Annotated in this window: 17 protein-coding genes; 7 read left to right on the forward strand and 10 right to left on the reverse strand. The window is 45.4% G+C overall.

The genetic code is table 11. The features are described 5' to 3' along the window. Window positions 1–118 precede the first annotated feature (118 nt). From IBX48_RS01620 to trmB, 3 genes are all read right to left on the reverse strand, one after another. Window positions 119–484 (reverse strand): type II toxin-antitoxin system VapC family toxin, encoded by a 366-nt coding sequence (locus tag IBX48_RS01620; protein ID WP_296830003.1) that lies wholly within the window; start codon window positions 482–484, stop codon window positions 119–121. After that, complete coding sequence (locus tag IBX48_RS01625; protein ID WP_296830005.1) at window positions 481–705, reverse strand: hypothetical protein; 225 nt, start codon at window positions 703–705, stop codon at window positions 481–483. The genes IBX48_RS01620 and IBX48_RS01625 overlap by 4 nt, the downstream gene beginning before the upstream one ends. Window positions 706–818: 113 nt before the next feature. Next, window positions 819–1,523, reverse strand: a complete 705-nt coding sequence (gene trmB / locus IBX48_RS01630) for a tRNA (guanosine(46)-N7)-methyltransferase TrmB (protein WP_296830007.1) — start codon at window positions 1,521–1,523, stop codon at window positions 819–821. Window positions 1,524–1,597: 74 nt separating this feature from the next. On the opposite strand from trmB, the gene mutY reads away from it, so the two are divergent. The 3 genes from mutY to IBX48_RS01645 all read left to right on the forward strand — a co-directional run bounded on the left by mutY (window position 1,598) and on the right by IBX48_RS01645 (window position 4,220). Beyond that, window positions 1,598–2,683 (forward strand): A/G-specific adenine glycosylase, encoded by a 1,086-nt coding sequence (gene mutY, locus IBX48_RS01635; protein WP_296830009.1) that lies wholly within the window; start codon window positions 1,598–1,600, stop codon window positions 2,681–2,683. After that, complete coding sequence (locus tag IBX48_RS01640) at window positions 2,652–2,921, forward strand: oxidative damage protection protein (RefSeq protein WP_296830012.1); 270 nt, start codon at window positions 2,652–2,654, stop codon at window positions 2,919–2,921. The genes mutY and IBX48_RS01640 overlap by 32 nt, the downstream gene beginning before the upstream one ends. Before the next feature lie 84 nt (window positions 2,922–3,005). Then, complete coding sequence (locus IBX48_RS01645; protein ID WP_296830014.1) at window positions 3,006–4,220, forward strand: EAL domain-containing protein; 1,215 nt, start codon at window positions 3,006–3,008, stop codon at window positions 4,218–4,220. 84 nt (window positions 4,221–4,304) lie between these two features. Here IBX48_RS01645 and hemE read toward each other — a convergent pair whose 3' ends face one another. From hemE to trxA, 5 genes are all read right to left on the reverse strand, one after another. Then, the gene (hemE, locus tag IBX48_RS01650) at window positions 4,305–5,369 is read right to left on the reverse strand and encodes a uroporphyrinogen decarboxylase (protein ID WP_296830016.1); all 1,065 of its coding nucleotides are present in this window, start codon (window positions 5,367–5,369) and stop codon (window positions 4,305–4,307) included. Window positions 5,370–5,493: 124 nt separating this feature from the next. Next, the gene (locus IBX48_RS01655; RefSeq protein ID WP_296830018.1) at window positions 5,494–6,249 is read right to left on the reverse strand and encodes a thermonuclease family protein; all 756 of its coding nucleotides are present in this window, start codon (window positions 6,247–6,249) and stop codon (window positions 5,494–5,496) included. A 180-nt stretch (window positions 6,250–6,429) separates the two neighbouring features. Beyond that, complete coding sequence (locus IBX48_RS01660; protein WP_029933337.1) at window positions 6,430–6,681, reverse strand: type B 50S ribosomal protein L31; 252 nt, start codon at window positions 6,679–6,681, stop codon at window positions 6,430–6,432. 96 nt (window positions 6,682–6,777) lie between these two features. Then, entirely contained in the window at window positions 6,778–8,037 is a 1,260-nt protein-coding gene (gene rho / locus IBX48_RS01665; protein ID WP_296830022.1) for a transcription termination factor Rho, read from the reverse strand. Window positions 8,038–8,156: 119 nt separating this feature from the next. Further along, window positions 8,157–8,483: a thioredoxin TrxA gene (trxA, locus tag IBX48_RS01670; RefSeq protein ID WP_296830024.1), complete on the reverse strand. Its 327-nt coding sequence runs from the start codon at window positions 8,481–8,483 to the stop codon at window positions 8,157–8,159. Window positions 8,484–8,858: 375 nt separating this feature from the next. Between trxA and uvrD the strand changes: the two genes are divergently transcribed. Continuing rightward, entirely contained in the window at window positions 8,859–11,057 is a 2,199-nt protein-coding gene (gene uvrD, locus IBX48_RS01675; RefSeq protein WP_296830026.1) for a DNA helicase II, read from the forward strand. A gap of 23 nt (window positions 11,058–11,080) precedes the next feature. Here uvrD and IBX48_RS01680 read toward each other — a convergent pair whose 3' ends face one another. Next, complete coding sequence (locus tag IBX48_RS01680) at window positions 11,081–11,989, reverse strand: hypothetical protein (protein WP_296830028.1); 909 nt, start codon at window positions 11,987–11,989, stop codon at window positions 11,081–11,083. Window positions 11,990–12,211: 222 nt separating this feature from the next. Here IBX48_RS01680 and IBX48_RS01685 point away from each other — a divergent pair, with 222 nt between their 5' ends. From IBX48_RS01685 to IBX48_RS01695, 3 genes are read left to right on the forward strand one after another with little or no spacing between them, the layout of a single operon-like run. Beyond that, window positions 12,212–12,994: an HAD-IIB family hydrolase gene (locus IBX48_RS01685; protein ID WP_296830030.1), complete on the forward strand. Its 783-nt coding sequence runs from the start codon at window positions 12,212–12,214 to the stop codon at window positions 12,992–12,994. Then, a complete protein-coding gene (locus IBX48_RS01690; protein ID WP_296830033.1) occupies window positions 12,991–14,202 on the forward strand; it encodes a glycosyl transferase in 1,212 nt (403 codons plus the stop codon). The genes IBX48_RS01685 and IBX48_RS01690 overlap by 4 nt, the downstream gene beginning before the upstream one ends. A gap of 12 nt (window positions 14,203–14,214) precedes the next feature. After that, window positions 14,215–15,990: a sugar phosphorylase gene (locus IBX48_RS01695; protein WP_296830035.1), complete on the forward strand. Its 1,776-nt coding sequence runs from the start codon at window positions 14,215–14,217 to the stop codon at window positions 15,988–15,990. A 21-nt stretch (window positions 15,991–16,011) separates the two neighbouring features. Here the strand turns inward: IBX48_RS01695 and IBX48_RS01700 are convergent, their stop codons facing one another. Further along, window positions 16,012–17,133, reverse strand: a complete 1,122-nt coding sequence (locus IBX48_RS01700) for a glycerate kinase (protein ID WP_296830037.1) — start codon at window positions 17,131–17,133, stop codon at window positions 16,012–16,014. Between the last annotated feature and the right edge of the window lie 2 nt (window positions 17,134–17,135).

Consider the following 17,135-nt stretch of genomic DNA (forward strand, 5'->3'; position numbering starts at 1 on the left):
AGAGAAAAGGTTTAAGAGAAAAGGTTTAAGAGAAAAGGTTTAAGAGAAAAGGTTTAAGAGAAAAGGTTTGCGTCCCCTTTTTCGTGCAAAGCTCTCAATAAATATGAATGGCCTAATTTTAGATGATAACCAGGCCTGGTATGAAGCGAAAGTCTTTTAAGTTATAGGTAAAAAGTGGCAATTTGCGAGTCAAGCAAGTTGCGGCGATGAGTGCATCGGGTATATCAAGGGTATGACTTTTTGCATAACTTGTAATTAAGGCGGTAGCTTGTTCGCTAGTGACTTGGTCAATATGAATAATCTGAAACTTTTCAATAAACGCTTGAAGCTGTTGCAGTTCCTTTTTATCAAGTGCGCCATAAAGCAGTTCCATTGCCGTTATGCTGCTAATGGCGAAACCTGTATTAAATTGCTTTAACTTATCCAGTGTTTGAGGGTTATTTTTTAAAATCTCGATGAGCACATTGGTGTCGAGGCAAATCATTTCCAAGCCTTTTCACGCAAGGATTCTTGACTAATATCACGGTCTTGCCAAAGGCCTGCAAATTCAGAAAAATCAGGCGCATCTTTGGGCTGCTTTGCCTTAGCTAAATCTTTGGCAACGACATCACGAATATAGCCAGAAATCGATGTGTTCGCTTGTTTGGCTTGTTGTTTGAGTTCTTCAAAAAAAGCCTCTTCAAAGTAAATTTGGGTTCGATGCATCACTCACCTCTTTATATTGATATACATTATAAATATACATCATGACTTATCCTGTGGCAAGTAAGGGCTTATGCAAACTAGCGATAACCAGGCCGGGTGGTTGACTCAGTGATTTATCTCTTTTTAAAAATTAAATCCCAAACCCCATGCCCTAATCTATGGCCGCGTTGTTCGAATTTGGTTAGGGGACGGTAGTCGGGGCGTGGGGTGAATTGGCCTTCTCCGGCGGCGTTGGTGTAGTCGGGTGCGGCGCTCATGACTTCCATCATGTGTTCGGCGTAATCTTCCCAATCAGTCGCCATATGAAATTCGCCGCCAGCTACTAAATGTTCTGCTAGTTTGGCGACAAAAGCTGGTTGTACAATACGTCGTTTTTTGTGGCGTGCTTTGTGCCACGGGTCGGGAAAAAATAGATACACGCCGCTTAAGCTATTCTGCGGAATTTGTTTTTCTAATATCTCGACCGCATCGTGATTAAAAATCCGAATATTGGTCAGGTTCTTTTCTTCAATCAACTTACATAACGCACCGACCCCTGGACGATGCACTTCGATACCAATGTAGTTATTCTGTGGATTGTCTTGCGCCATTTGCGCCAAGCTGCTGCCCATGCCAAAACCGATTTCGACATAGGTTGGGGCTTTACGACCAAATATTTGTGCTAAATCCAATAATCCGGCATCGGCTTCAAGTCCGTATTGTGGCCAAATTCGGTCGATGGCGGCTTGTTGACCTTTCGACATGCGCCCTTGGCGTAATACAAAACTTTTGATGCGGTGGCGTAGGGTATTTTCGGTTGAGTCGGCTTGTTCGCTCATGGCGTAATCTCTCAGCGGGCGTTGAAAAGTCTGCTAGTATAACCGACTTCGTGGACGCTTTACAGGAGAGGGGTTTGAGCTTTGCAGCACGTTTATTAGCTTGGTTTGATGTGCATGGCCGTCACGATTTGCCTTGGCAGCATCCGCGTTCGCCTTATCAGGTTTGGGTGTCGGAAATTATGTTGCAGCAAACCCAGGTGCAGACGGTGATTCCATACTTCGAACGTTTTATGCAGCGCTTTCCTGATATTAAGGCGTTGGCGTTGGCAGAGCAGGATGAGGTTTTGGCGCATTGGGCTGGGCTGGGTTATTACGCACGTGGACGAAATTTGCACAAAGCGGCTCAGATTATTGACACCCAGCATGGCGGCGAGTTTCCTGATGAATTTGAGGCGATTATAGCGTTGCCGGGAATTGGACGTTCGACCGCTGGGGCGATTTTGTCGCAGGCATTTGAGCAACGTTATGCGATTTTGGATGGCAATGTAAAGCGTGTGTTAACGCGTTATGCGGCGATTGAAGGTTGGCCGGGCCATAAAAAGCTCGAAACTAAATTATGGCAATTAGCCGAAGACTTAACCCCGCCAACCCGTTTTGCCGATTACACTCAGGCGATTATGGATTTAGGCGCGACCTTATGCAAAAGAACCAGGCCCGGTTGTGATCAATGCCCGCTTAAACAGGATTGCCAAGCTTATCAAGCCGGGCGCGCCGCCGAGTTCCCTTATTCTAAGCCTAAAAACCCCAAACCCATTCGCCAGGCCTGGTTTTTATTATTGTTAAACACGGATGGAAAAATCGCTTTGATACAACGCCCAAACAGCGGTATTTGGGGCGGTTTGTATAGTTTGCCGGAGTTTGATTCTTTCGATGCGTTAAGCTTGGCTGGGGTGGATTTGAATAGTCTGGTAAAATGGTCGGGTATTCGGCACAGTTTTAGTCATTATCATTTAGATATGATGCCAGTGTGTGCGTTAAGTGCGCCGACTGTGGCCGAACCAAGCGAACCTTATAATTGGTTAACGATAGAAGAGGCTTTAAAAGTCGGGCTTCCGGCACCGATTAAAACCTTATTACAACGTGCATTAAATCAAACAGATGTAGAAACAAAACCTTTTGGAGGTATCTATGACAAGACAAGTACATTGCGCAAAATTTAACGAAGATATGGAAGGCTTGGACTTTTCGCCTTTTCCGGGTGAGCTGGGTAAACGTGTTTACGAGAGCGTTTCTAAAGAAGCTTGGAAACAATGGTTAAGCCAACAGACGATTTTGATAAATGAATACCGTTTATCCAGTTTAGATCCGAAAGCGCGGTCGTTTCTGCAAGAAGAGATGCAAAAGTTCTTATTTGGTGATGAGGATATTGACATGCCGGACGAATTTAAGCCGGTTTAAGCCTTTATATGCAGCAAAATTAGAATTTTTAGGCAATAGAGTTTGTTATAATGAATTCCAATTGTCTGTTTTTGTAGTTAATAAATGTCTAAATTGATCGATATCTTTGTTGGGCGTCAGCCAGTCTTTAATGGTCAACTGCAACTATTTGCTTATGAATTGCTTTTTCGCACCAATAGTGAAGACAATCATGCCGTAATTGTCGGCGGTGATAGCGCGTCCGCCCAGGTCATGCTGAATACCTTTGGTGACATAGGTATTAAAGACGTGGCAGGTGATCATAAAGTATTTATTAACTTCACCGAAGGCTTGCTGCTACGCGAATATCAACCCTTCTTCCCTAAAAGTCAGGTTATTATTGAGATCCTAGAGGATGTTAATGTAACGCCGACTCTGCTTAAAGCTATTCAAAAACTGCGTGATAAAGGCTATACCATCGCCTTAGATGACTATGTGTTTAACCCCAAACTTGAACCGCTGGAAGCCTTAGCCGATATTATAAAAGTTGATATTCTCGAAGTTGGTCCCAAACAAATGTTGGAGCACGTGCAGCGTTTGAAGGACAAGGGTGTGCGTTTACTCGCCGAAAGGGTCGAAACCCGCGAACAGTACGATTTTTGTAAAAAAATTGGCTTTGATTATTTCCAAGGTTACTTTTTTGCCAAGCCGGTGATTATTAAAGGTCAGCGTTTACCGACTAACAAAGCCAGTGTATTAGAGCTGTTATCGAACGTTTACGATCCCAATGTGGATATGGTAAAACTCAGTCATATCATTGCAAAAGATGTATCGTTAAGCCAAAAACTACTGCGATTTTTAGCCCAAGATGGCGTGGCTGGTAAGACAAAAATCACCTCGATTCACGATGCGGTATTACGTTTTGGTTTAGAGCGTTTAAAGAGTTGGGCGGGCATGTTGGTTTTGTCGGGTATGGACGATAAACCGGATGAGTTATTTCATACCTCTTTAACCCGCGCTAAGTTTTGTGAACTGGTGGCTGAACGTTTAAAAGACGCACCAAAAGAGCTGTATTTTACAGTTGGATTGTTTTCAACTTTAGACGCGGTAATGGATTTAGACTTGCCCAGCTTGTTGGGCAAGTTGAGTTTAGATGAGTTAATTGTAGCGGCATTGATGGGTGAAGAAAATCCACCAGGCCTGGTGCTAAAAGCCGCCAGAAGTTTAGAGCAAGGTTCGACCCGTTTTAAATTGCCGGGTGATTTGACGCCGACTGAATTATCGAACCTTTATTTGCAAGCAATGCAGTATACGCAAAGCGTGAACTTGTTGCCTTTATAAGCTTTAATAAGAAGGCTTTATTTGATTTCATGTACAAAAAAACCACCGTGAAGGTGGTTTTTTTGTTGTTAGCGTATGCGTTTATTAAACGTGGTATTTAGGGCTTAACTCAACCACGGCTTCAATAAAGGCACCGGCATGTTCCGGTTTCACTTCTGGGTGAATACCGTGACCTAGGTTAAAGATATGGCCTGAACCTTGGCCATACTTTTCTAAAATATACTCGACTTCTTGGCGAATACGTTCAGGTGATGCATATAACATGCTTGGGTCCATGTTGCCTTGAATCGCGACGCGATCACCAACACGACGACGAGCATCATCAATATCGGTTGTCCAATCCAAACCAAGTGCATCCGCACCGGTATCGGCCATAGCCTCTAGCCATTGGCCGCCACCTTTGGTGAATAGAATAACCGGCACTTTAACGCCGTTATGTTCACGTTTTAAGCCGTCAACAATCTTCGCCATGTAGTTTAGTGAGAATTCTTTATAGTCACGTGGCGTTAATACGCCGCCCCAAGTGTCAAAAATTTGCACAGCTTGCGCGCCGGCTTCAATTTGGGCGTTTAGGTATTCAATTACCGAGTCAGCCAATATATCCAAAATATGGTGCAAGGTTGCTGGCTGGTCGTACATCATAGCTTTAATGATGGAAAAGGTTTTGCTTGAGCTGCCTTCAACCATATAGGTGGCCAAGGTCCAAGGACTGCCAGAGAAACCAATTAAAGGCACGCGACCGTTTAGGGCTTTACGAATCGTACTGACCGCGTTCATGACATAACCCAAATCTGAGCCCATATCCGGTACATAAAGTTTTTTAGCATCCGCCATTGAGCGGATAGGTTTGTCAAAGACGGGGCCTTCGCCCGTCGCAAAACGTAATCCTAGCCCCATCGCATCCGGAATGGTTAAGATGTCTGAAAACAAAATCGCTGCATCAAGAGGAAAACGCTCTAACGGTTGCAAGGTGACCTCACAAGCGAACTCTGCATTACGGCACAAATCCATAAACGAACCAGCTTGTGCACGGGTCGCGCGATATTCTGGTAGGTAGCGACCCGCTTGGCGCATCATCCATACAGGCGTGCGGTCAACAGGCTGGCGCATTAAAGCGCGTAAGAAACGGTCGTTTTGTAATGCAGACATGAAAAGAACCTTTGTGAAAACAAAAACCGTATTCTACCGACAAAGCACGAGGCTGTCATCTTTGCTGTTGTGTTAGGTGAGGGTTTGCCAACCACCAGGCCTGGTGGTTGAGTTATTTATGCGATTAAGGTTGATATGGATTAAGTTTGTCGATCATGTTGGGATGGGAAATCACCACGTACATCGCGCCTTGGTAGGCAAAGCCATAACCACGCACTTCGATAGTTTGGCCTTTTAAGGCTTCTACGTCACGATAATTAAAGTTCGGCCAATCTTCACGTTTAACCCTAATACCGGTGGTGTCTAGGTTAATAATGATGTTGTTACGGCTTTGCGATACCTGTCGAACTTCACCACGGATAATACGAAACCCTAAATCGACATCCGAAAGCTGACTGCTCAGGGCGACCGGAAACTTGAGTTCGGGTTGATTCACACTTAAACGCCAAATACCACGGTTAGCCTGTCGGGCGCGTTGTTCGGCACGGAAATAGCATTCTTGGTATTTTAAATTGGGTGGATTGGTTTCCACCATGCCTAAGCCATTTTCTAGCAACAGTTCATTAACATTGCGGCCATCTTCTAAAAATAAATGCGCCACCACTCGACCAAAGCCATCCATTCGCTGTTGGTCAAACTCTATTCCAATTTTGCGGTCGTTATTGGCCAAGATACGATTTAGGAAAGTAAGTGATTCGCGTGATAATGGTCGCGGCGGGTCTGTTCGTTTGCTGAGATCACCCATTTCAGGGGCATAAACACCGGCCATAATATATTGGCGACTGCCAACGATGACGACATTTCCGGCTTGGGCAATGCGGGCCTTTTCCCAGTTGTCGATATTAGTTGGCCCACAATTTTGTGCATGTACCGAACTCAACCACAGGGTGCTTAAAAGAAATAGAAGGCTAAAAAGGCTGGAGTGTTTTTTCATGATGGGTTCATTCTAAAACAAGCGACGCCTAACCGCAATCGAATGCCGTGTTGGGCGCAAACAAAAAAGCCACATAAAAATGTGGCTTTAAAGACGCGTTTGACCGCGATAGGTAAAAACCTGATCTTACTTGCGAAGTGAACCGTATTTTTGACGGAACTTCTCAACACGACCTTCGGTGTCAACCAGTGTCTGCTTACCAGTATAAAACGGGTGAGAAGCACTTGATACTTCAACACGAACCAGCGGATAGTCTTTACCGTCTAGAGTGATTGTATCGCCAGAAGTTTTCATGGTTGAACGAGTCATAAATGTCTCACCAGTTGAGATGTCCTGGAAGACGACTTCGTTATATTCTGGATGAATGTCTGCTTTCATAATGACGGTCCAAATTAATAGGGGTTAAAATTTAAAGACGAGATTTTAACAGAGAAAAAGTTAAAATCAAGTCATGTTTCTGATTTATCTAATAAACTAGCGTTTCATCGACTCAAATAAAGCCGTGTTGGTTTTGCTCACTTTCATTTGATCAATCAGGGTTTCAATGGCTTCAACTTCGTTCATGCTGTGCAAGAAGCGACGTAGAATCCAAATGTTCTGAAGTTCTTCCGGTGTGGTTAGGAGTTCTTCTTTACGTGTGCCGGACTTGGTAATGTTAATCGCAGGGAAAGTACGTTTTTCAGCAATATGGCGCGACAAATGAAGCTCCATGTTACCCGTGCCTTTAAATTCTTCGAAAATAACTTCGTCCATTTTAGAACCAGTATCAACCAATGCCGTTGCAATAATGGTTAATGAACCACCTTCTTCAATGTTACGCGCCGCACCAAAGAAACGTTTTGGACGATGTAATGCATTTGCATCCACACCACCGGTTAAAATTTTGCCAGAGGCCGGAACCACAGTGTTATAAGCACGCGCTAAACGTGTAATTGAGTCCAGCAAAATCACCACGTCGGTTTTGTGTTCGACTAGGCGTTTGGCTTTTTCAATCACCATTTCAGCAACTTGTACGTGACGGGCGGCCGGTTCATCAAAGGTGGACGCAATCACTTCACCTTTAACGGTACGCTGCATTTCAGTTACTTCTTCCGGACGTTCATCAATCAATAACACGATTAAATAACACTCCGGATAATTTTCGGCAATCGATTGCGCCAAACCTTGCAGAATAACGGTTTTACCCGATTTAGGCGGCGCGACGATTAAGCCACGTTGGCCTTTACCAATTGGTGAGGCCATATCGATAATACGTGGGGTAATGTCTTCGGTACTACCGTTACCAATTTCCATACGCATACGGCTGTCGGCATGCAAAGGCGTGAGGTTTTCAAAGGCAATTTTTTTGCGCGCGACTTCCGGGTCTTCAAAGTTGACGCGATCCACTTTGAGCAGGGCAAAATAACGTTCGCCTTCTTTAGGTGGACGAATTTTGCCTTGAACCGTATCACCAGTGCGTAAGCCAAAACGGCGAATTTGGCTAGGTGAGACGTAAAGGTCATCTGGGCCAGCCAAATAAGAGCCATCTCCAGAACGCAGGAAGCCGAAGCCATCCGGCAGAATTTCAAGTACGCCTTCACCAAAAATATCTTCACCTTTTTGCGCGTGGCCTTTTAATATGGCGAAGATAATATCTTGTTTACGCTGACGAGCAAGATTGCTATCCAACCCCATTTCGCTAACGAGTTCGATAAGTGAAGCGGCTGATTGTTTTTTTAAGTCGTTTAGATTCATAGTGCTTTTTGGTGTTTAATTATTTAATGAATGGCCTGTTAAGGCGGGTTTGAAATTCTGATTGGGAACGTTGACTGGAGTGATACGCGCTGAAGTTGCGTTCAGCGCGCGAAACGAGTTTACAGATTGTTATCCAAGAAAGTGCAAAGCTGTGATTTAGACAGTGCACCTACTTGAGTAGAGTCTACTTCGCCGTTTTTGAACAACATAAGTGTTGGAATACCGCGCACACCAAATTGTGGTGGCGTTGATGGGTTTTCATCAATGTTCAATTTTACGATTTTAAGTTTACCATCGTAATCGCCAGCCACTTCATCAAGAATTGGCGCGATCATTTTGCAAGGACCACACCATTCGGCCCAAAAATCGACCAAAACAGGTAGTTCAGACTTTAAAACTTCGGCTTCGAAGTTGGCATCAGATGTCGCAATAATTTTGTTACTCATAGGTAACTCCTTATAATTTTATTTTTTTGGTACGAATAACCATTCTGAATGTGATCAGTGTGTGAGGGGATTCGTACGGAAAGTGTTCATTGAAACGAAGAGCAGTGGTTTTTCACTATTTTTTAGCTACTCTATTCACACTGTGATTCGGGGGCTATATTGTGCCCTGACAAAACATTTTGACAATTATTACACTAGGTATGTAGGATTTGCAAGTTAATTTTTCAATTTGGTCTAATTTTTAATGCATTTTCCCTTTTGGTCATTTTTATCGTAGCATAACGCACCGATAGGTTTTGCAGCACAAGAACACACAATCGAGGTGCTCAATCCTGTCAATCCACGCACATTATTAGGTTAAAGCAATCAACGCCCATGGATATTACATTTATATTAAACGACTTAAACGATGCGCAACGTGAAGCGGTAACTTTAGAAGAACGCCACGCGTTAATTTTGGCCGGTGCGGGCAGTGGTAAAACACGCGTATTGGTGCATCGCATCGCTTGGTTAACCGAAGTGATGAAATTGTCGCCGTTTAATATTCTAGCCGTCACCTTTACTAATAAAGCCGCACGTGAGATGCGGGGCCGAATGGAACAGTTAATTGGTCACCAAGCCCAGGGCGTGACCATGGGAACCTTCCACGGTATTGCTTATCGCTTATTACGCCAGCATTATGAAGCCGCCGGCTTACCGCAAAGTTTTCAAATTTTAGATTCGGATGATCAAAAGCGTTTAGTTAAACGTTTATTAAAGGCGATGGAGCTGGATGAAACTCAGTGGCCGGTCAAACAAGTGCAAGCTTATATTAATGGTGAAAAAGAAGAAGGGCGTCGTCCGCATCATATTGACCCGGGTCACAATCCGTTTGTAAAAAAAATGCTGCAAATTTACCAAGCTTACGAACAACAGTGTCAAAAAGCAGGCCTGGTGGATTTCGCCGAGCTGTTGTTGCGTGCGCATGAACTCTGGCTGAAACGCCCTGAGATTCTGAGTTTTTATCAAGCACGTTATAAACACATCTTGGTGGACGAGTTCCAAGATACCAATAGCTTGCAGTATGCCTGGTTGCGTGTGTTGGCGGGCGCCACGGGCAAGTTGTTTGTGGTGGGTGACGATGACCAGTCTATTTATGGTTGGCGTGGCGCAAAAATCGAAAACATTCGATTGTTTGAGCAGGAGTTTGCCGATGTTAAAACCGTGCGTTTGGAACAAAATTATCGTTCCACCGGGCGTATTCTGAAAGCCGCCAACCATATTATTGCGTTTAACACCGAACGTATGGGCAAAGAGCTTTGGAGCGCGGGCGAAGATGGCGACCCTATTCGTATCTATGAATCTTTTAACGAATATGACGAAGCCAACTATGTGATCAGCCAAGCCAAAGCGTGGGTTGAGCAGGGTGGCGAGCGTTCTGATGTCGCGATCTTGTATCGTTCCAACGCACAATCGCGCGTGTTTGAGCAGGCGTTGATTCAAGCCGAAATGCCTTATCGAATTTATGGCGGTTTGCGGTTTTATGATCGTGCTGAAGTCAAAGACGTATTGGCTTATTTGCGTTTATTGGTAAACCGCGATGACGATGCGTCGTTTGAACGGGTTTATAACCAACCCACGCGTGGCTTAGGCGAAAAAACCATGCAAACCGTGCGTGACTTAGCACGTGATTTGGGTTTGTCTTTATGGGATGCGGCCAAGGTTCAATTGGAATCCGGTTTAACTGCACGCGCGAAAGGAGCATTGAGTGGCTTTTTGGATTTAGTCGAGCAGTTGCAAATAGATACCCAAGGTAAAAGTTTACAAGATCAAGTAATGATGGTGATTTCACGTTCTGGGCTGCAAACGCATTTTGAAAAAGACCGCTCAGAACAAGGCCAAGCCCGGGTCGAAAACTTGGATGAACTGATTAATGCGGCCAGTGGCTTTGATAAAGCCCCGCCCGCCGAGAAAAACCCCAATCCCGATGATTTAGACGCGGCGATTAGCGATAATCCATTATTAAACTTTTTAGCTCAAGCAACCTTGGAAGCCGGAGATAATCAGGCCGAAGCTTGGGAGTCGGCGATACAGCTAATGACCTTACATTCGGCCAAGGGTTTGGAGTTTCCACTGGTCTTTATGGTCGGGCTGGAAGAAGGTTTGTTCCCGTCTAAACCCTCGTTTGACGATCCGCTTCGGCTTGAAGAAGAACGTCGCCTAGCTTATGTCGGCATTACGCGTGCTGAACAAAAGCTGGTAATGACTTATGCTTTGCGCCGACGTTTGCACGGTACAGAAATTTACGCCGGGCCATCGCGTTTTCTAAAAGAGTTGCCGGAGGATTGTTTGGATTGGGTGCGGATGACTGGCCAAGTACAAACCGCGCGTGATTGGGCGTCGTCGAGTAGCCAAAAAACTCAGCATAACGAAGCTGGTTTTGTGATGGGGCAGCGTGTGTTTCATCAAAAATTTGGTGAAGGCACCGTATTGGCGACCGAAGGCTCGGGTGATCATGCACGTATTCAGGTTAATTTTAAACACGCGGGCTCTAAGTGGTTGGTTAAGGCTTACGCCAACTTGGAGACGGTTTAAAACGGGTGCAATTGAACGCGAGATTAAAGTGCCACTTTGCGAGAGAAGGCTTCAAAACTGACTAGCACAAATGGATTGGTTTGATAACCTAGTTGCAGTGGTGCATGCACGCCGGGTGTAATCGATAAAAATAGCCAGTTATCATAAAATTGGTTACGCCAGCTAAACTGCAAATAAGTATCAAGTTGGCTGAAATTTTGTTCTGGTGTCCAGTCCCATAAACGCCCTAGGCGGTAACTGAGGCGGTTGTTGCTATCCCGGTTATGTCGCCATTCAAACACCTGTGCCACCTGCCATGCAGGCAATTCATCGTACTTAAACACATTCGAAGTGGCCCGCAAATAATGCTTGTCATCATACTGATACGCTAAGTTTAACGTGCCTTCTTTACCTGTTCCCTCAATATGACGCCAAAATAATTCCGGCTCAAAGGTTACAAACCAAGCAGGGTTAATCGCCCATTCAAATCTCAATTTAGCCGTGCTATAAGGGTTTAATTGCCCACCGCTCAGGCGTGTGCCAGTGCGGACTTTAAAACCGACCACATCCGACACTCGATAGATGGCACTCAAACCTAATAAGGTTTCTTGCTCGGCGTCTAACTGGCTTAGTTCGCTCGACTGGGCGCTCCGTTCATCCGGCCCAGCAAAGGACTCGATATATAGATTCCAACGTTTTTGGGTTTTGGGTAAGTGGGCGATCAATTTAAATGTCAGTTGGTTTTGTTGCGCTAGATGCAGTGAGCTTTGATGGCTGAGCGTGGTTTTGATCAGCGATTTGCCTTCGGGCACGTCGGATTCGGGCGTAAAAAACCGATCAATACTGTTGGCATAACGATCAACGTAATTGGTTAACCAGGCCATGCTGTCTTTAATGGTTGCCAACTCAAAATTCAATTCAAATTTTTCCCCATTATCGCGGGATGTTTCCATGCTAGGCGAGCCGGCTTGAGCCGTTGCCGAATAAGCTAGCGCCCAAAATAAAAAACTTAAGCTCAGCCAAAGCCATGTTCTGAAGTTTTTGTGGGTCGGCATGGTCGGTTCTCAGAAAAGATAACAGGGTATATTTTATCCTCTAAGATATTTTTCTGCGCGCTAATTGGGATTTGCAGTGGCTTTATGGTTTAATAAAAACAACGCATTAGGAGAGTTAGCATGGTTTCCTGGCTGATTTCAACCGACTTAGATGGCACTTTGTTAAATCATAAAACCTATGACTACACCGGGATTGTTGCGTTATTGGCGAAGTTAGAAATGCAGGCAGTGCCAGTGATTTTGAACTCCAGTAAAACCCTAGCCGAGCTCACAAAGTGGCGTCAAACCCTGCATTTAAAATGGCCAGTGATTGGTGAAAATGGCGGGGTTATTCAAGTAGATCAGTCGCCACCGATGTTAATCGGCCGACCAATTAACGAAATAAGGGCGTTTTTAAACCGCTGGCGAGACCATCATGGCCAGCTGTTTGAAGGTTTTGGTGATTGGTCAGTCGAGCAGGTGATCAAGCATACCGGGCTAAGCCGAGAAGATGCTTTGAATGCTCAACAGCGTTTGGTTTCCGAACCGATTTTATGGTTGGCTGAACCACCAGGCCTGGTGCTATTGGAACAGGCTTTAGCACAGCAGGGTTTGCAGCTTCAAAAAGGTGGCCGTTTTTATCATGTGATGGCACAACATTCCAAGGCCAGCACGCTCAAAATTCTACTCAAAAACAGTGATCGCTATTTGGGCGATCAGACCGATTGGCATCTACTCGCATTAGGTGATGGCGAAAATGACCGCGCGATGCTCGAAATGGCCGAGGTTGCGGTGGTAATGCCGGATGCTAGTGGCCAATATTTAAGCCTAGATTCAAATAATCAAATCTATCAAGCCCAACAATCCGCCCCGCAAGGTTGGTTGGATGCGGTCAATCGGTGGGTATTAAAGGAGGCGGAATGAGCGATTTTTTCCAAAACGGCACAATCACAACTCTACACAATTTAACGCGGCGAGATTTGTCGGAGCTTGAGTGGGATTTGGTGAACTTCTCCCGTGAACGCCCCTTGGGTTTGGTGCTGCCTTCTTTATATAGTGAGCTTGAAGGCGAAGCCTTAACCCATATTCTGGACGAGCTGGAACGTGTGCCTTATTTATCCGAAATTGTGGTCGGTTTAGATCAAGCCGATCAAGCCCAGTTTGAACATGCCAAACACTTCTTTGCACGTTTACCTCAGCCACATAACATTCTGTGGAACGATGGCCCCCGATTGCAAAAAGTCATGCAACCACTTAAAAAGTTAAGCTTGGCGCCCACCGAACCGGGTAAAGGCAAAAATGTGTGGGGTTGTTTTGGTTATATCTTGGCCTCCGGTAAAACATCGGTGGTGGGATTGCACGACTGTGATGTGCTGACTTATAACCGTGAAATGTTGGCGAGGTTACTTTATCCGGTCGCCCACCCCACTTTTAACTTTGTGTTTTCGAAGGGCTATTACGCGCGTTATTCAGACGGACATATGAATGGACGCGTTGCGCGATTGCTCGTAACGCCGTTATTACGCAGCTTAGAAACCGTATTGGGACAGGATGATTTAATTACCTATTTAGATTCATTTCGTTATCCGTTAGCCGGTGAGTTTGCGCTGGAAGTGAATGCATTAAAAGATGTGCGAATCCCGAGTGATTGGGGATTGGAAATCGGAATTTTGGCTGAAATTCGACGTAACTATTCTAACCGCCGCGTGTGCCAAGTTGAGATTGCGGATCGTTACGATCACAAACATCAAAAAGTTTCGTTTAATGATGTTAATGCCGGTTTATCGCGCATGAGCCAAGATATTGCCAAGTCTTTGTACCGTAAGTTAGCCATCAGCGGCCATCAGTTTTCGCCGCAAACCATGCGCACGATCCGAGCGGTTTATCACCGTACCGCGCTGGATCAATTGGAGTCTTATGCGTTTGATGCCCAAATGAATGGTTTGTCGTTAGATCGTCACGAAGAGGAACGGGTGGTTGAGCTGTTTGCGGATAACTTATTAGTCGCCGGAAACGCTTTTATGGAAATGCACGACGATAAACCCTTTGTGGCCAATTGGAATCGGGTGATTAGTGCTTTCCCAGATATCTTAGAAGAACTTAAACACGCGGTAGAGCAGGATAACGCTTAAGGAGTTGAAGGTATGAGTCAGATGATATTTGAGCGCATTAAGCATCGTTTAGAAAAACTCTACCCGCTGGAATCGGCGAAAGATGCGTATCAAGAATTAAACCGACTGATTCAAATCTGCGGCGTCGAACCGGAGCTTGAAGTTGAACGCTGGAACCAAGAAGATGTGGTGTTAATTAGTTACGCCGACAGTATTATTGACAGCGAACAAGGCCATCAACCTTTGCAAGTGTTGCGTGAGTTTCTGCAAGAGTATGTCAAAGATGCGGTGAATACGATTCACCTGTTGCCGTTTTTTCCATTTAGTTCTGATGATGGCTTTTCGGTGATCGATTTTGTCAAAGTCGAGCCGGACTTTGGTGACTGGCCGGATATTCAGGCCATCAGTGCGGATTACCAACTCATGGTGGATTTGGTGATTAATCATATCTCGCGTGAGAGTTTATGGTTTACCGATTACAAAGCCGATGTGCCACCGTTTAATCGGTTTTTTATTGAAGTGGATGGCCGCGAAGATGTGACGATGGTGGTGCGTCCACGAAACTCGCCGTTATTGGTGCCGGCTTATACCCACCGTGGACGCAAAATGGTTTGGGCGACCTTTAGTGCCGATCAGATTGACTTAAACTTCGAAAATCCCGCTGTTTTGGTGAAAATGATTGAAGTCTTGTTGTTTTACGTTAAACAAAAAACCCATATTCTGCGTTTAGACGCAATTGCATTTTTATGGAAAAAACTCGGTACTAACTGCATTCATTTGCCCGAAACCCATGAGGTAGTGAAACTGATTCGTGATGTATTTGAATTGGTAAATCCGAACGGCATGGTTTTAACCGAAACCAACGTTCCGCACAACGAAAACCTATCCTACTTTGGGCAGCAAGACGAAGCGCATTTGGTGTATCAATTTAGTTTAGCGCCTTTGGTGTTACATGCTTTATACCGTGGCGATGGTGCTTATTTAACCCAATGGGCGCAACAACTTAAACCACCGGCGCAAGGCTGTAACTTTTTGAACTTTACGGCGTCGCATGATGGGATTGGTTTACGTCCGGTCGAAGGTATTTTGCCGCAGCGGGAAATTGAAGATTTGATCACCGGTATGCACCGTCAAGGTGGTTATATTTCGATGCGTACTCGGCCAGATGGTTCAGAGTCACCCTATGAAATCAACATCGCTTTGTTTAGTGCATTTCGTGAAACCGCCAACAGCCAAGGCCCGGATCAGTGGCAGGTGGATCGGTTTATTAATTCGCAATTAATTATGTTGAGTTTGCAGGGCATCCCAGCCATTTATATCCACAGTTTATTGGCCACTGAAAACGATCAAACCGGGGTAGAGCGCACCGGTAGAACCCGCAGCATCAATCGCAAAAAATGGGATAAAACCTATTTAAAAGCCTTGTTGGATGGTCAAAACACCGCCAACTCGCAAGTTTTAAACCGCTTAATTCATGTGTTGAAACGCCGCAAAAAACACAAAGCCTTTCATCCAGATACGTCACAAAAAGTGTTGGATTTAGGTACGGGGTTTTTTGCGGTTTGGCGCGGGTTAGGTGAATTAGATTTTCCATTATTATCAATTTTCAATTTAACCAGTGAGGTTAAAGAACTCGATATTCAGCATGAAATTGGATTCGAGAGTGCTGAAGGTTGGGTGAATATTTTAGATCACGAACATTATGAACCTCAGAATCAGCTGTTGGTTTTGCAGCCATACCAAGTATTGTGGTTAATGCCGGATAACGTTGATAACGTTAGCCCGTTATGGGCAATGAGCACCAGTTAAACACCAGGCCTGGTGGTTAAGTTAATGTAAATAAAGCTTTAACGCACTGTAGAGGGTCGATTTGAGCCAATGTTCGGTGTGATTCATGGCATCTGCTTCATCGGTTAAACGATGGATTAGACTAAACAACGCTATAAATTCCGGCATTTGCTCGGCGCTGATATCAAGCTGACCGCAAAGGCCGAGAATCGGTACATCATAACGTTGCGCCATTTCCGCTAGTTTCATGGGCAGTTTGCCGTGGCGAGTTTGTGCGTCCATGCGGCCTTCACCCGTAATCACTAAATCTACGCCTTGTTCAAAGGTTTGATGTAGTCCAATGGTTTCAGCGAGCAAATCAAAGCCACTAAAGGTTTGCGCATTCAAAATCCCCATAAATCCGCCGGCCATACCGCCCGCCGCACCAGCACCAGGCCTGGTGGTTATATTGTGGCCGGTTCGTTGTTCAATTAATTCGGCAAACTTGGTTAGGGCTTGTTCAAATTCGGCATGAGTTTGTGGCGTCACACCTTTTTGCGGACCGTAGACTGTGGTGGCGCCTTGCTCGCCAAGCAATGGGTTGGTGACATCGCAGGCCAGATGCCATTTGATATTTGATAAGTGTGCGGGAATATGCCCGATTTTGTCTAGTTTCAACAAGCCCTGAACGCCGGGCTTGATTGGTTGGTCTTTATCATCCGACAATTCAATTCCCAGCGCTTGCAAAGCCCCTGCGCCGCCATCGTTCGTGGCGCTGCCGCCTAGTCCTAATATGATAGTGCGAGCGCCCAGTTCGAGCGCGGCTTTAATCACCAGGCCGGTGCCATAGGTGCTGGCTTGCATCGGATCGCGTTCTTGTTTGCTGATTAGGGGTAAGCCGGAGGCTTGTGCCATTTCGATCATCGCGGTTTGACGGTCGGCTTGCCAACCAAACGTGGCTTGAATCGGGCGAGCTAGCGGATCAAGGCTGTCGACAACTCGACGTTCGGCTTGGCCAGATTCTGTAATCGCCGCCACAAAACCTTCGCCGCCATCAGACAAGGGGCGTTCAATCACTTCGATATCAGGCCAGTGGTGTTTGATAACTTGAGCACCGATGCGGCAAAATTCCACTGCCGTAAGCGAGCCTTTAAAGCTGTCGGGGGCGATTAGAATTCGGCGCATAG

The organism is Thiomicrospira sp. (assembly GCF_014859555.1).
Taxonomy (GTDB): Bacteria; Pseudomonadota; Gammaproteobacteria; order Thiomicrospirales; family Thiomicrospiraceae; genus Thiomicrospira.

Bases quoted from the DNA above. Each gene is read 5' to 3' on its own strand.
- IBX48_RS01620 (WP_296830003.1), bottom strand. From the start codon at position 484: ATGATTTGCCTCGACACCAATGTGCTCATCGAGATTTTAAAAAATAAC.
- IBX48_RS01625 (WP_296830005.1), bottom strand. From the start codon at position 705: ATGCATCGAACCCAAATTTACTTTGAAGAGGCTTTTTTTGAAGAACTC.
- trmB (WP_296830007.1), bottom strand. From the start codon at position 1,523: ATGAGCGAACAAGCCGACTCAACCGAAAATACCCTACGCCACCGCATC.
- IBX48_RS01640 (WP_296830012.1), top strand. From the start codon at position 2,652: ATGACAAGACAAGTACATTGCGCAAAATTTAACGAAGATATGGAAGGC.
- IBX48_RS01645 (WP_296830014.1), top strand. From the start codon at position 3,006: ATGTCTAAATTGATCGATATCTTTGTTGGGCGTCAGCCAGTCTTTAAT.
- hemE (WP_296830016.1), bottom strand. From the start codon at position 5,369: ATGTCTGCATTACAAAACGACCGTTTCTTACGCGCTTTAATGCGCCAG.
- IBX48_RS01660 (WP_029933337.1), bottom strand. From the start codon at position 6,681: ATGAAAGCAGACATTCATCCAGAATATAACGAAGTCGTCTTCCAGGAC.
- rho (WP_296830022.1), bottom strand. From the start codon at position 8,037: ATGAATCTAAACGACTTAAAAAAACAATCAGCCGCTTCACTTATCGAA.
- trxA (WP_296830024.1), bottom strand. From the start codon at position 8,483: ATGAGTAACAAAATTATTGCGACATCTGATGCCAACTTCGAAGCCGAA.
- uvrD (WP_296830026.1), top strand. From the start codon at position 8,859: ATGGATATTACATTTATATTAAACGACTTAAACGATGCGCAACGTGAA.
- IBX48_RS01680 (WP_296830028.1), bottom strand. From the start codon at position 11,989: ATGGAAACATCCCGCGATAATGGGGAAAAATTTGAATTGAATTTTGAG.
- IBX48_RS01685 (WP_296830030.1), top strand. From the start codon at position 12,212: ATGGTTTCCTGGCTGATTTCAACCGACTTAGATGGCACTTTGTTAAAT.
- IBX48_RS01690 (WP_296830033.1), top strand. From the start codon at position 12,991: ATGAGCGATTTTTTCCAAAACGGCACAATCACAACTCTACACAATTTA.
- IBX48_RS01695 (WP_296830035.1), top strand. From the start codon at position 14,215: ATGAGTCAGATGATATTTGAGCGCATTAAGCATCGTTTAGAAAAACTC.
- IBX48_RS01700 (WP_296830037.1), bottom strand. From the start codon at position 17,133: ATGCGCCGAATTCTAATCGCCCCCGACAGCTTTAAAGGCTCGCTTACG.